Origin of the sequence: Microbispora sp. H10836 (assembly GCF_012999525.1) — a bacterium.
Taxonomy (GTDB): domain Bacteria; phylum Actinomycetota; class Actinomycetes; order Streptosporangiales; family Streptosporangiaceae; genus Microbispora.
The window spans coordinates 96,528-108,922 of the sequence record NZ_JABBWU010000020.1 but is presented as its reverse complement, the minus strand read 5'-3'; the positions used below and the strand labels follow the sequence as shown (position 1 = coordinate 108,922).

Sequence of the window (12,395 nt, the reverse complement as noted above, 5' to 3'; positions counted from 1 at the left end):
GCGTCAACTCAGCGTATCGACGCGGACACGAAGGGATGCACACCCATGGTCGCGACCTCACGCAGGCCACACGGCCCCGCTCTGGCACCCGTACCCGAGCGCCCCCTGCCCGGCACTCCCCGTGAGCTGTTCGATTCGCTGCCCCCACTTCCGGGTCTGCGGACCGAGATCATCGACGGGAGACTGATAGTGAGCCCCGTGGGCACCCCCGAACACGGCCAAGCCGCCATGCGCCTGTTCCGCGCGTTCATTCCCCTCATGGACGAGCGCGACTGGCGCGCCTGGGCGGGCAACGTGGACGTGTGCATCGACGGCAGCCGGGAACCGGTCGAGCCGGACTTCGTCCTCGCCCCCAGGGACTGCCCGCGCTGGGGGGAACGTGAACTGCTGTCCTCGGGGCTGATGCTGGTCGCCGAGGTGGTGTCGAAGGGCAGCCGGGAGGACGACCGCGTCAAGAAGCCGGCGATCTACGCCGGAGGCGGGGTCCCGGTGTTTCTCCTCGTGGACCCGCTGACGAAGCCGGCCTCGGTCACGGTCTACAGCGACCCCAAGGAGGGTCAGTACCAGGTGACCTCGACGGTGCCGTTCGGGCGGGAGATCCACGTCCCCCACCCGATCGGCTTCACGCTGGACACCTCAGTCTTCGAAGAGGTCCTCTAGACTCGCCCGTTCGGGCTTGGGACGTGGCTTGCTGAGCTTCGGGGGGCTGGTCAGGAAGCCCGTCCCCCACGAGACGTGCATGGTGGCGTACACCAGCGGCAGGCGTAAGAGCGCGGCGCCGGACAGTCCGCGGCCGGTGAGGACCGAGCCCGCGAGGATCGCCGCGAGGTAGCCGCCGGGGATCAGCAGGCCGGGCCAGAAGAACGGCGAGACCACCAGTCCCAGCGCCATCGCCGCCACCGCGGCGGGCGGGGCGAGGTAGCGCAGGTTGATCGTGCCCTGGTGGGTGCGGGAGACGACCCGCCGCCAGCGGCCGTAGTGGAAGTACTGCTTGGCCAGGGCGCGCACGTTGGGCCGGGGACGGTAGGTGACGCGCATCCTCGGCTGGAACCACACCAGCCCGCCGGTCTCCCGGATGCGGTGGTTCATCTCCCAGTCCTGCGCGCGCAGGAAGTGCTCGTCGTAGCCGCCCACCCGGTCGAGGGCGCTGCGGCGGAAGACGCCCAGGTAGACGGTGTCGGCCGGGCCGGCCTCCCCGCCCGTGTGGAACCGCGCGTTGCCCACGCCGATCTTCGAGGTCATGGCGCAGGCCACCGCGTGCTCGAACGGCGTGATCCCCTCGGCGGCCATGATGCCGCCGACGTTGTCGGCCCCGGTCTGCTCCAGCGTCTCCACGGCCGTACGGAGGTAGTCGCGGGGCAGGATGGCGTGCCCGTCGACCCGCGCGACGACGGGGTTGCGGGACGCGGCGATGGCGGCGTTCAACGCGTTGGGGGTGCGGCCGGTGGGGTTCGGCACGACGACGACGCGGGGGTCCGCGGCCGCGATCGCGTCGGCCACCTCCTGCGTGCGGTCGTGGGAGGGACCCACGCTGATGACGACCTCGAGCGGGCCCTCGTAGTCCTGTTCGAGAACCTGCCGCACGGCGTCGCGCAGGTGCCGCTCCTCGTTCAGCACCGGCATGATCACCGAGATCGGTGGCCAGTTCCGCGCGGGATTCTGGCTCGACTGTCGCGAGTCGGGAAAGGGCTTCATGGCGGCGCTCACGCTACTGTACGGAGGGGTGGAGAAGGCAACCGGAGGACGGGAATGCCCGGCGACGATGGGGAGGACTCCGGCGTCCGCGTAGGGGGCGACGGGTACGGCGGGGTGAGGCTGACGGCGCAACGCGCCCGCCAGCGGAGGTCAAACCTCCGATCCCTGGTCATTTCGGGCTCGCTGTCCGGAGTAGTGCTGATCGGTTCCGGCGTCACGTGGCTGGCGCAGAACTACGCGTTCAACCAGATCGAGTCGGTGGAAGCGGGCACGAGCGACGCCGGGTCCCGGGGCGCGATGAACATCCTGCTCGTGGGCGTGGACCGGCGCGACGACCTGAGCAGGCGCCAGCAGAACCAGCTCCATCTCGGCCGCGACGTCGGCGAGCGCACCGACACGATGATGGTGATCCACCTGTCGGAGGACCACAGCAAGGTCACCGTCGTCAGCCTGCCGCGGGACACCTGGACGACGGTTCCCGGCAAGGGCGAGCACAAGATCAACGCGGCGTACCAGTTCGGCGGCGCCAAGCTGGCGGTCAAGACGGTGGAGCAGGCGACGGGGCTGCGCATCAACCACTACATCGAGGTCAACGTGCTCGGGTTCATCGGCGTGGTGGAGTCGCTGGGCGGGGTGACCGTCTGCACGCCGGTGACCATCGACGACCCGAAGACCAAGCTGAACCTACAGCCGGGGACGTACACGCTGGACGGCGTCAACGCGCTCGCCTACGCCCGCACGAGGGCCACCGCGCGCTCCGACCTCGACCGCATCGACCGGCAGCAGCAGGTCATCTCCGCGCTGCTCAACAAGGCGCTCAGCGGCGGCACGCTGGCCAATCCGATCAGGCTCAAGGGGTTCCTCGACTCCACCTTCAGGACGATCAAGGTGGACCCGGACCTGCAGAAGAACCTGCTCGGCATGGTCGACCAGTTCAAGGCCGTCTCGACCGACGACGTGTCGTTCGCGACCGTGCCGCTGGCCGACGTGAACTACCAGGCGCCGACGGGCGAGTCGGCGGTGCTGTGGGACAAGGCCGCCGCCCGCGAACTGTTCCGGCGGATCGACGCCGACCAGGCCCTCGTCAAGCCGTCGGCGAAGGCCTCGGTGTCTCCTTCGGGCAGCCCCGCGGCCTCGGCGACCCCCACGACCTCGCCGACGGCGCTCACGATCGCGCCCGCCCGGATCTCGGTCAAGGTGCTCAACGGGACGTCCGTCACCGGCCTCGGCGCGACCACGAAGGCCCGCCTCGTCGAAGCGGGCTTCATGGTGCCCTCGACGCCCGGCAACACGGCCCGGCGCGACTTCGCCACCACCGTCATCCGCTACCCGCCCGGCCGCGAGGACTCGGCGCGTACGGTGGCCGCCGCCATCCCGGGCGCGGAGTTGCGCGAGCAACCGGACGTGACCGGCATCGAGGTCGTCGTGGGCCAGCAGAACCACGACGTGAAGAAGGTGACCGTGGCCGCGCCGGAGGGCTCCGCGACGCCTGCGGCGCCCACGCCGCAGGCGACCCCCACGGCCCGCACCGCCACGCAGAACATCTGCAAGAAGTGACCGCCCGGGGCGACCGGACGTCCCGCCTGGCGTGGGGCGTGCGGAACCGCCGTACGGCGGGGATGCGGCCGAAGCCGAGGCCGGCCTGAGCGACCGGGCTTCAGCTGCCGTAGATCTCGTCGAGGCCGATGAGACGGAGGCGGTCGTCCGAGGCGGCCGAGGCCCGCAACTCGGCGGTGAAGCCGGCACCGCTGTAGCAGGCCAGGACCGTGTCGCGGGTGTCGTAGCCCTTGGCGGCGAGGAGGTCGCGGGCCCGGGTGAGCCGCCCCACGTGGTGGTGGCTCATCGTCTCCCCCCACTTCGCCTCCCCCAGGGACAACAGCCTGCCCGCCCGGCCTCCATCAGGGGGAGAGAAGACCGCCACATCGATCTCTATCTGGGTGCGGTTCTCCGGGTCGTTCACCGTGCCCGCGCCCACTGTGGCGGGGAAACCCCCGAACACTTCTTCGCCGACGCCCATGGCGTAGTCGCGGCACAGAGCCTCGAAATGCGGGCCCACGATTTGGGCCAGGAAGGTCTCACGTACAGACCCCCACACCGTCTCGCCGCGGTACGCCTCCAGCTCCGGCCAGCGCCGCCGCATCACACCCTCGTAGAAGGTGATCAGGGGCTCGACGATGCGGTAGCGGGAACGGCCCTGGCGGAAGACGTCCGGCTCACGGGCGATCAGCGCGCAGTCCTCGAGGACGTTGAGCGGATGGGTGATCTGATCCGACCTGCGGCCTACGTAACTCGCGATGCCACCGTTCGTGGTGTTTCCACTGGCGATGGCGGCCAGCACCGAGTGGTACAGCGCCGGATCGCGAATGTCCGATTCCTCCGCGAGGAGATATCGGGCCTCACGGAAGAGAGGCTTCTGCGGGTTGAGAACGCTCCTGACCACCCAGGAATCGAAATCCGCCAGGCCGGCGGGCGCGTCACCTTGTGTGAACTCGTACCGGTACGCGGGAGTGCCCCCGACGATCGAGTGCACGAGCACGGCCAGGCGCGGGTCCGTCAGCCCCCAGAACCGCGCGGCGTCGCGGTAGCCGAAGGGTTGGACGACCAGTTCGAGCCCGGCCCGCCCCCGCAGCGGTGCCTGCCCCGCGAGCAGCCCGCCCATGACCGCCATTGCGGAGCCACAGAGGATCAGTCGGGCGGAGCTGTCCCGCCCGCTGCCGCCCGGGCCGAGTTCACGCTGGATGATGGAGGGGAGGCTCGGCGTGACTCTGGACAGGAAGGGAAACTCGTCCACGACCACCAGGGTCGGCCGGCTTCGGAACGTGTGGAACAGTTCCGCGATCGCGTCGTTCCAATCGCGGAATGGACGCTCCGGCACCTCCCGCGTATGCCGTACGAGCGCGTCCGCGAAGAGCCGGAGCGACTCCGCCTCCGTGGCCTCCGTGGCGGCGAAGTACATGCCACCGGTCTCCTCCGCCAGAGCCTGCAGGAGGAAGCTTTTTCCCTGCCTACGGCGTCCGCTGACGATTCCGAGCGTGGCCCCGGTCATCGCACCCGCCGACGCGAAGGAGGCGAGCCCCTGCCACTCCCGCACTCGGTCGAACATCCGCTCGGGCTTGGGAACCACGGGCACCTCCTTCACAGAAGTGTAGTTCACGGAACCGTACTTCTGTGGGAAGCCCGACGCCCCGGCCGACCTGGTGCGCGGGGACGCGTCAGCGCCGCCAGTGCCCGATGAGCCAGGCGCAGATCTCCGGCTCGGTCATCTCGGGAAACTCTTCGGCGAGCGTGGCGAGCGCGCGCAGCGCCTCGTCCCGGTCCATGCCTCGCGCCGCCGCTTCCCTGAGATATTCCTGGCGCGCGGCGGTGGGGCGCCCGCCGCCGGTACCGCGGCCCGGCAGGCCGTTGCGCCACTCCGTGATCTCCGTCAGCCGGTCGGGGCGCCAGCCGGGGGTCCCGTCGACCTCGACATCGGGCTCGGGGAACGGGTGCGCCGAGTCGGCGGGGTAGCGCGAGCGCCACTTGTGCACCGCGTGCCGGCTCACGCCCAGCGCCTCGCCGATGCCGAGAACGCCGAGGTACCGCTCGGTCATGGTTGCACCAACTCTGTCTGTACGGCCTCCTCCGCGGGTCTCATTACTACCACGCCCGTCCCGGGTCGATGTCCGGCGCGCGGGCGGGGCTTCACCCGTGAGACGGACGCTCGACCGGCGGGGGCTCTCCCGGCAGGCGGAGGGTGCGATGGACCATCTGGTGCAGGTGCCTGCGGAAGTGCCACAGCGCTCCGGGATGGTCGTGGCCGTAACGCCGGCCCGACCGGTCGTACACGCCGCTCTGCACGAAGCTGTGGACGCACCAGATGACCGAGCTGATCATGTAGTCCACGTCCACGTCCGGGGCGGTCACCAGGGGAGCGACGCTGTCGCTCACGAACTGCGCCGCCGGCGCGGCGTACATCGACTCCAACTCGGGGACGTCGCTGGCGTCGGAGAGCCATCTGAAGGTGTAGAGCGCCGGATACTCCGGCTGCCGGCAGCAGAAGTCGATGTATCGGTCGAGGAGCGCGTGCAGGGCGGCGATCCTGCGTTCGGGCGGTGCGCTGACGAGGTCCTTGACGCCCTTCTCCAGGACGGCGTTGTGGTAGCGGTTCATGCGATCCATGACCGCGAGGTAGAGCGTCCGCTTGTCACCGAACTGCCGCCTGATCATGGTCACGTCGACGCCCGAGGCATCGGCGATCTGCCGCATGTCCGTACCGTCGTAGCCCAGCCCGGCGAACAGGCGGGTCGCCACCCGGATGATGAGGTCGGACAGGCCCCCGTCGCCCGTACCCGTCATGCGGTAGTCGGTTCCCGCACGGCCCTCCGCTAATCACGCGCAGGCCTTCGTGAGAACGGGAACCCGCCTTACTTCCTGCGGCGTCCGGGACTGTTCCGGACGCTCACGCACCTTGTGGGAGCCCACGCGGACGGCGATCTTCGTTGTGCTTCGCTCAGACGCTCCTCCCGAGACGCCTACGGAGGTCCTTTCGTGCATCGATCACCCGGCTGGGAACCGCCGTCCGCCCTCTCAGGCCTGGGGAGGACGGGATGAGCCTCCGGTTCCGGTTGCTGGGCCCGATCGAGGTCAGGAGAGACGACAGGCCGGTCCCGCTCGGGTCGCCCAAGCAGCGTGCCCTGCTGACCGCGCTGCTGCTCGAACCCAACCGGGTCGTGTCGATCGACCGGCTGGTCATGGCCATGTGGGACGAGGAGCCGCCCCGCTCCGCCGTCGCCAACGTCCGCACCTACGTCAACCGGCTGCGATCCGCGCTGGGAGACGGCGACCGGCTGACGGCCCGGCCGCCGGGCTACGTCCTCGCCGTGCGGGCCGGCGAGCTCGACGTGACCGAGTTCGCCGACGCCCTGCGCCAGGGCAGGCAGGCGCTGTCCGCCGGGCGGCCGGAGGCGGCGCTGCGGCACCTGTCGGCGGCCCTCACGTGCTGGCGGGGCGCACCGGCCGAGGACGTGCCCAGGACGGCGGCGCTCGGCCCGCGCCTGGACGCGCTCGCCGAGCAGCGCTGCCTGGCCCTGGAGGCGCGGGCCGAGGCCCGCCTCAGGCTGGGCGAGCACGCCGACGCGGTGCCGGAGCTCCGTGAGATGGTGGCCGCCCACCCCACCAGGGAGCGGCTGTGGGGCATCCTCATGCTCGCGTTGTACCGCAGCGGAGACTCGGCGGCGGCGTTGTCCGCCTATGGGCGGGCGCGCACGTTCCTGGCGGAGGAGCTGGGCGTCGAGCCCGGGCCGGAGCTGGCCGGGCTGCACCGGAGCATACTCAACCGGGACGCCGCGCTCTTGGCGGTCCCCGTGACTCCCGCCCGCGATCGGTCCCACCCGTCGCCCGCGCCCAAGGCGGCGCCGGCCGCGGGTCCGGGATGTCTCGTGGGCCGGGACCCGGAGCTGAAGGAGCTCGTGGCCGCGATCGCCGCCTCTCCCCCACGGCCCGTCGGCGTACACGGTCCTGCGGGAGTGGGGAAGTCGGCCCTGGCCCTGCGTGCCGTCCGGGCGGCGGCGCCGGATTTTCCCGGCGGTGTGCTCCATGTCGACCTGCGGTCCCTTCCCAGGCCCGGCGCGTACGAGACGCTGGCGCGGCTGCTGAGCCTGCTGGGGCTGCCGGGCGACCGGATCGCCCCGGACCTCGACGACGCGGTGCTGCAGTTCAGGACCGCCACGGAGGCCAAGCGTGTGCTGGTCCTCGTCGACAACGCGACCGGCGAAGGGCAACTGCGCCCACTGATCGGTGCCGGTCCCGGCTGCCAGTTCGTGGTCACCAGCAGGGCGGTGCTCGCGGCGCTCGACGATGTCGTCCACCTGCCGCTCGCTCCCCTCACCGATGACGCGGCGTACGAGCTGCTGTCCGGGCTCTGCGGGCGGAAGCGGGTCGACCCCGAGCAGGTGCGGAGAGTGGCCCGGCTCTGCGACAACCTGCCGCTCGCGCTGCGGATCGCGGGCAAGCGACTGGCCGTGCGGCGGGAGTGGACGCTGGCGGCGTTCGCCGACATGCTGGCCGACGAGGAGCACCGGCTCGACCTGCTGACCTGCGGTGACCTTTCCGTGCGGGGCGCCCTCGACCTCGACTACCAGGCCCTGCGGCAGCGTGAGGGGACGGCGGACGGCTGCGCGCTCGCCCTGTTCCACCGGCTCGGCGAGAGAGGCGTGGCCGACTGCCGGTCGGCGATCGCGGCGGAGCTCCTCGGGTGCGACCGGCGTACGGCGTGGGCGGCGCTCGGCAGGCTGGCCGATCTCCGCCTGATGAAGCCGATAGCCCCCGACCACTACCGGATGAACGATCTCACCCGCCTGTACGCCAGGGAAATCGCCTCTGCCTCGGAAAAACCCTCGGTCTCGGAAAAACGAGGAATCCGGTGAAAGAGAAAATGCGAGGGCGGAGCGCCCCCAGTGCGATGGGCGCTGTGCGATGGGCGCTGTGCGATGGGGCGCTCCGCCGTGCTCGTCTAGCAGAGGTACTCATACCCGGTGCAGTAGCGGCCGCCGGGAATCTCCGACCCGGTGCAGCAGTAGCGGCGGACGCAGGTTGAGCCCTCGTACCAGCAGTTGATCGCCTGCGCGCGGGTGGCCGGGACCAGCCGGGCGACCATCCGGTCCGCCAGCCGCTGAATCGTCCGCGTCATTTGGTTCCTCCTATGCGGGACTCCTTTACATTCGTCGACATTAGGAGCGGATTCGATGACGGACATACCATTCCGATACACGAGCTCCTGTATCGCGTTCACCTGGTTCACGCGTTCAGCCGCCGGAGAACGACGCCCGTGATCCTGCTTTCGGGAAGCAGGCCCCACTGACGGGAGTCGGTGCTCCGCGACGGGTTGTCCCCGAGGACGAGCAGCCGCCCCGGCGGCACGCGGGCCTCCCCCAGCGCCTCGAAATCCGGAGGCATCGGGTCCCCGGCAACGGCCGCGGCCCGCTTGATCACCAGGTTCGTGCCGCCGTCGAGCGTGAAACCCTCCCCGGGGCCCACGCGGGCGATGACGACGATGTCCCCGCGCCGGACGCGCCGGCCGGGGCCGCCGGGGCGCAGCCTCCGTACGAGGACCCGGTCGCCGGGGCACAGGCCGGGCTTCATGCTCTCCCCGTGCACCTCCACGACACGGAGGGTCCGCCGGACCGCCGTCACGGCGGCGGCCGGGAGCGCCGTCGCGAGCAGGACGAGCAGGACCGGCGTCATCGTGCCCCCGAGAGCCGGTCGTGCGCGGTGCCCGCGTCCCGGTCCTCCCGCTGCCGGTATCCCTCCGCCTGCAGGGTGAACAGGTGGGCGTAGATCCCGCCACGCGTCAGCAGCCCGGCGTGCGTGCCCTGCTCGGCGACCTGTCCGCCGTCGAGGACCACGATGTGGTCCGCGTCGCGCACGGCGCCGAGCCGATGGCTGACCAGCACGCTCGTGCGCCCGCGGCGGTGCTCCCGCAGGCCCTGGTGGATCTCGTGCTCCGCCTCGGCGTCGAGTCCCGAGCTGGGCTCGTCCAGGATCAGCAGGTCCCGCTCACCCCGGAGGTAGGCGCGGGCGAGGGCGAGCCGCTGCCACTGCCCGCCCGACAGGTGGACGCCCGTCACGCCGCCGTCGTCTTCCGCGCCGCCGTCTTCGGGGGGATCGGCGAAGACCCGCGACAGCATGGTGTCGTACCCCCGGGGCAGGCCGCTCACGGCGCCGTGCGCGCCCGCCCGCCGCGCGGCCGCCTCGATCCTCCCCCGGTCGTCCAGCGCGGCGAGATCGCCGAGGCCGATGTTCTCGGCCGCGGTCATGTCGTACTCCATGTAGTCCTGGAACACCGCCCCGATCCGGGCGCGAAGCTCTACCGGGTCCATCTCCCGGAGATCGACCCCGTCCCAGAGGATCGAGCCGCGTCCGGGATCGTACATCCGGCACAGGAGCTTGACCACGGTGCTCTTGCCCGCGCCGTTCCTCCCGACGAGCGCCACCGCCGTGCCGTACGGGATGGTCAGGCTCACGCCGCGCAGGGCCCAGGGGTGGCCGGGCGAGTAGCGGAACCACACGTCCTGCAGCTCGATCCCCCGGCGCAGCGGGCCGGCCCGCCGGGGCCGGGCCGGGACCGGAAGGTCCGGCTCGGCGTCCAGGACGGCGAGGTAGTGGCCGAACAGCAGCACCTGCTGGTGCGCGGTGACGAGTTCGACGACGAGCCCGCTCACCGCCGCCTGGACTCCGGCGACGGCCGCGACGAACAGCGCCACGTCGCCGACCCCGCCCGTGCCGTTCGCGGCGGAGACGATAACCCACAGCAGGCCGCCCCCGGCCGCCAGCGCCGCCGTGGTCCCGGTCACTGCCTGGACGCCGAGCTCGCGCCGGTCGGTACGGCTCCGCTCGGCGTTCGCGGCCCGCCGCTGGGCGTTCATCAGCCCGCGCAGGTGCGCCCCGATGCCGAAGAGCCTCAGCTCCTTGGCCGCCCGGACGTTGACGAGCAGCTCACCGAAGAAGAACTCGCGGCGCTCGACCGGGCCGATGCCCCACAGCATCGCGGCACGCCGCCGGGACAGCCAGAGCTCCGCGGCCAGAGACGGCGCCGCCGCGCCGACCACGAGGACGGCCATCCACGGATTTATCGTCACAAGGGAGACGAGGAACCCGGCACCGGTCATCACCGTCCTGGCGCCGCCCAGCGCGGCGGAGACCACCATGCCCGGGGTCGCCCCGCCGTACTGTTGCGCCATCCGGATCCGGTCGAGGAACGCGGGGTCCTCGAACCTGGCGAGGCCGACGAACCGCTCGGTGGCCTGGAAGAGGCGGTCCTGGGCGACGAGACCGACCCTGCGCCCGCTCTCGTCCCTGACGTACTGGACGACCTGCGGTCCGAGCGCCGTCAGCACCCCGCACCCGGCGATCGCGGCGCCCAGAGCCGTGGTCACGCCGACCTCGGGCCGGCCGCCGGCGATCTCGTCGAGCACCAGCTTGGTGCACCAGGCCATCGTCACCGGCAGGGCGGCCATGAGCATGCTGAGGGCGGCGAAGGCGGTGGTCAGCCCCCTGCTCGCCCGCCAGGCCATGCCGAGGGCGGTGACCACCGCCCGCGCTCCGGCATGACCCCGCACCTGTGCCGTCACGCGTGCGCGGGAATCTTGCCGAGGTCCTCGAGAGTGGTCCCGCTGGCGACGACCCTCCCGTGCTCGTCGACCAGGGCGAGGGACGGGAAGCCCTTCACCTGCAACGCCCCCGTCAGGCCGGTGCCGTACTCCTCGATCAGCACCAGGGCGACCGGCTCCAGCGTCCGCCGCTGGTCCGCCACCTCCTCCTCCGTACCGACGAGCACGGCGAGCACGTTGCCGCGTCCTCCGGGGTAGGTCCGCGCGCGCTCGGCGAACTGCGGCAGGCGGTCGTGGCAGGCGGAGCAGTCGGGCGAGAAGACGCCGACGAGGACCGGCTCGGTCAGCGTTCCGTCGGAGACGTGGACGCCGTCGGTGCTCACAGCGGAGAAGCCGCCGATCGTCGCACCGGGCGGGAGCACGATCGGCGGGGACGCCACCGGTCGCGCCGACAGCATCGCCTGGTGCTCCCGCAACCGCCGGATCACCCCGACCGTCAGCACCAGGTCGATCAGGCACAGGACGCCGACGCCCAGCACGAGCGCTGTCAGGAACGGCATGAGGGACTACCTCCGTCAGGGTGTACTGGTGAACAGATCGGCGATCTCGCCGGTCGCCGACAGCAGGGCTGCCATGGCTCCGGCCGCGAGCGCGACCGCGGCGAGCCCGGCCGGATCGAGGTCCGCGAGGACGGCTCCGCTCCCGGCCACGACCGCCTCGGTCGCGGCCAGGACCGCTCCGGCCGCGGCCGCGACGACGAGCACGGCGTTGCGCGCGAGATGACCGGGGCCGACCGGAACGGCGGAGGCGCCGAAGCAGCGGCAGGGAACCCGCCGGCCGCGCCGCAGCGCGGCGACGATGGCCACGGTGAAGGCCGCGAGCAGCCCCAGTGCGACGCAGAAGCCGGCGAGCACGGTGGGCCCCCAGGCCAGCAGCGGCGCGACGGCGGCCTCGGCGGCGACGACGAGCGCCGCGACAGGCCTGACCCGCCGGGCCGGCAGGCGTGTGAGGGCGCGAGTGGCCGCCGTGAACTCCTCGTACGCCGTCCGCCCACGCAACTTGCTCACGGCGGACATGAGGAAGACGATCCCCGTGAGCAGCCGGCAGAAGGCGAAGAGATAGGCCACGGGCGTCCTCATCCCCGGTCGGTCGGGCGGGTCGCCCTCCACGCTAGGAACGGCCGCAGGACGTGGGGTACACGACGGCTACACACCGCGATGTATCGGCCGCGGGGACTGCCGTACGTGTTTCCTGCCTGCTTGTTCCCGGGCCTCGGGGCTGGGCGGAGGAGACGGTGGTCAGGCCGTCCAGCCCAGGAACGCCTCACCGGCCGAGACGCCGCCCAGCCACACGCCGACGCCGAGGAACGGCACCGCCAGGCCCCAGGCGGAGCGCCGGCGTACGGCCCACACGGCCACGCCGACCAGCCCCGCCCACACCACGAGAAGGACGATGATCGCCCAGAGCGGGGCGACCAGGCCGCTCGCCAGATAGAACGGCAACGTGCACAGCTGACCGGCGAGTCCCAGCCAGCTGATCACCCGGGATACCACCGCCACCTCCGGCAGCCGAATGCCGTCACTACTCGCTCACCGTACCGGTGATGCGCGCGAC

13 protein-coding genes are annotated in these 12,395 nt (G+C 71.6%); 3 read left to right on the top strand and 10 right to left on the bottom strand.

Annotated elements, in window-relative coordinates; translation table 11 throughout:
* Positions 1-45: 45 nt before the first annotated feature.
* On the top strand, positions 46-660 hold the full coding sequence (locus tag HHX30_RS30785; protein WP_169986209.1) for a Uma2 family endonuclease: 615 nt from the start codon (positions 46-48) through the stop codon (positions 658-660).
* Here the strand turns inward: HHX30_RS30785 and HHX30_RS30780 are convergent.
* The gene (locus HHX30_RS30780; RefSeq protein ID WP_169986313.1) at positions 637-1,695 is read right to left on the bottom strand and encodes a glycosyltransferase family 2 protein; all 1,059 of its coding nucleotides are present in this window, start codon (positions 1,693-1,695) and stop codon (positions 637-639) included. The genes HHX30_RS30785 and HHX30_RS30780 overlap by 24 nt on opposite strands.
* Positions 1,696-1,890: 195 nt before the next feature.
* Between HHX30_RS30780 and HHX30_RS30775 the strand changes: the two genes are divergently transcribed.
* Positions 1,891-3,252: an LCP family protein gene (locus HHX30_RS30775; protein ID WP_311922936.1), complete on the top strand. Its 1,362-nt coding sequence runs from the start codon at positions 1,891-1,893 to the stop codon at positions 3,250-3,252.
* Between the two features lie 100 nt (positions 3,253-3,352).
* Here HHX30_RS30775 and HHX30_RS30770 read toward each other — a convergent pair whose 3' ends face one another.
* The 3 genes from HHX30_RS30770 to HHX30_RS30760 form a co-directional block, all read right to left on the bottom strand.
* A complete protein-coding gene (locus HHX30_RS30770) occupies positions 3,353-4,819 on the bottom strand; it encodes an ATP-binding protein (RefSeq protein ID WP_311922935.1) in 1,467 nt (488 codons plus the stop codon).
* 88 nt (positions 4,820-4,907) lie between these two features.
* Positions 4,908-5,285, bottom strand: coding sequence for a hypothetical protein (locus HHX30_RS30765; protein WP_169986205.1), 378 nt, complete (start codon positions 5,283-5,285; stop codon positions 4,908-4,910).
* A gap of 91 nt (positions 5,286-5,376) precedes the next feature.
* Positions 5,377-6,030, bottom strand: coding sequence for a TetR/AcrR family transcriptional regulator (locus HHX30_RS30760; RefSeq protein ID WP_169986203.1), 654 nt, complete (start codon positions 6,028-6,030; stop codon positions 5,377-5,379).
* A 251-nt stretch (positions 6,031-6,281) separates the two neighbouring features.
* Between HHX30_RS30760 and HHX30_RS30755 the strand changes: the two genes are divergently transcribed.
* Positions 6,282-8,099 carry a BTAD domain-containing putative transcriptional regulator gene (locus HHX30_RS30755; protein ID WP_169986201.1) on the top strand — a complete coding sequence of 606 codons (1,818 nt, stop codon included), beginning with the start codon at positions 6,282-6,284 and terminating at the stop codon, positions 8,097-8,099.
* 86 nt (positions 8,100-8,185) lie between these two features.
* On the opposite strand, the gene HHX30_RS30750 is transcribed toward HHX30_RS30755, so the two are convergent.
* The 6 genes from HHX30_RS30750 to HHX30_RS30725 form a co-directional block, all read right to left on the bottom strand.
* A complete protein-coding gene (locus tag HHX30_RS30750; RefSeq protein WP_169986199.1) occupies positions 8,186-8,362 on the bottom strand; it encodes a hypothetical protein in 177 nt (58 codons plus the stop codon).
* A 107-nt stretch (positions 8,363-8,469) separates the two neighbouring features.
* Positions 8,470-8,916, bottom strand: a complete 447-nt coding sequence (locus tag HHX30_RS30745; protein ID WP_169986197.1) for a S26 family signal peptidase — start codon at positions 8,914-8,916, stop codon at positions 8,470-8,472.
* The gene (locus HHX30_RS30740) at positions 8,913-10,802 is read right to left on the bottom strand and encodes an ABC transporter ATP-binding protein (protein WP_311922934.1); all 1,890 of its coding nucleotides are present in this window, start codon (positions 10,800-10,802) and stop codon (positions 8,913-8,915) included. The genes HHX30_RS30745 and HHX30_RS30740 overlap by 4 nt, the downstream gene beginning before the upstream one ends.
* Positions 10,799-11,341, bottom strand: coding sequence for a hypothetical protein (locus HHX30_RS30735; RefSeq protein ID WP_169986195.1), 543 nt, complete (start codon positions 11,339-11,341; stop codon positions 10,799-10,801). The genes HHX30_RS30740 and HHX30_RS30735 overlap by 4 nt, the downstream gene beginning before the upstream one ends.
* A gap of 15 nt (positions 11,342-11,356) precedes the next feature.
* The gene (locus HHX30_RS30730) at positions 11,357-11,920 is read right to left on the bottom strand and encodes a MauE/DoxX family redox-associated membrane protein (RefSeq protein ID WP_169986193.1); all 564 of its coding nucleotides are present in this window, start codon (positions 11,918-11,920) and stop codon (positions 11,357-11,359) included.
* A gap of 159 nt (positions 11,921-12,079) precedes the next feature.
* On the bottom strand, positions 12,080-12,340 hold the full coding sequence (locus tag HHX30_RS30725; RefSeq protein WP_169986191.1) for a hypothetical protein: 261 nt from the start codon (positions 12,338-12,340) through the stop codon (positions 12,080-12,082).
* Positions 12,341-12,395 lie beyond the last annotated feature (55 nt).

Excerpts from the sequence above, each read along its gene's own strand:
- HHX30_RS30785 (WP_169986209.1), top strand. The coding sequence starts at position 46 with ATGGTCGCGACCTCACGCAGGCCACACGGCCCCGCTCTGGCACCCGTA.
- HHX30_RS30780 (WP_169986313.1), bottom strand. The coding sequence starts at position 1,695 with ATGAAGCCCTTTCCCGACTCGCGACAGTCGAGCCAGAATCCCGCGCGG.
- HHX30_RS30765 (WP_169986205.1), bottom strand. The coding sequence starts at position 5,285 with ATGACCGAGCGGTACCTCGGCGTTCTCGGCATCGGCGAGGCGCTGGGC.
- HHX30_RS30760 (WP_169986203.1), bottom strand. The coding sequence starts at position 6,030 with ATGACGGGTACGGGCGACGGGGGCCTGTCCGACCTCATCATCCGGGTG.
- HHX30_RS30755 (WP_169986201.1), top strand. The coding sequence starts at position 6,282 with ATGAGCCTCCGGTTCCGGTTGCTGGGCCCGATCGAGGTCAGGAGAGAC.
- HHX30_RS30750 (WP_169986199.1), bottom strand. The coding sequence starts at position 8,362 with ATGACGCGGACGATTCAGCGGCTGGCGGACCGGATGGTCGCCCGGCTG.
- HHX30_RS30745 (WP_169986197.1), bottom strand. The coding sequence starts at position 8,916 with ATGACGCCGGTCCTGCTCGTCCTGCTCGCGACGGCGCTCCCGGCCGCC.
- HHX30_RS30735 (WP_169986195.1), bottom strand. The coding sequence starts at position 11,341 with ATGCCGTTCCTGACAGCGCTCGTGCTGGGCGTCGGCGTCCTGTGCCTG.
- HHX30_RS30730 (WP_169986193.1), bottom strand. The coding sequence starts at position 11,920 with ATGAGGACGCCCGTGGCCTATCTCTTCGCCTTCTGCCGGCTGCTCACG.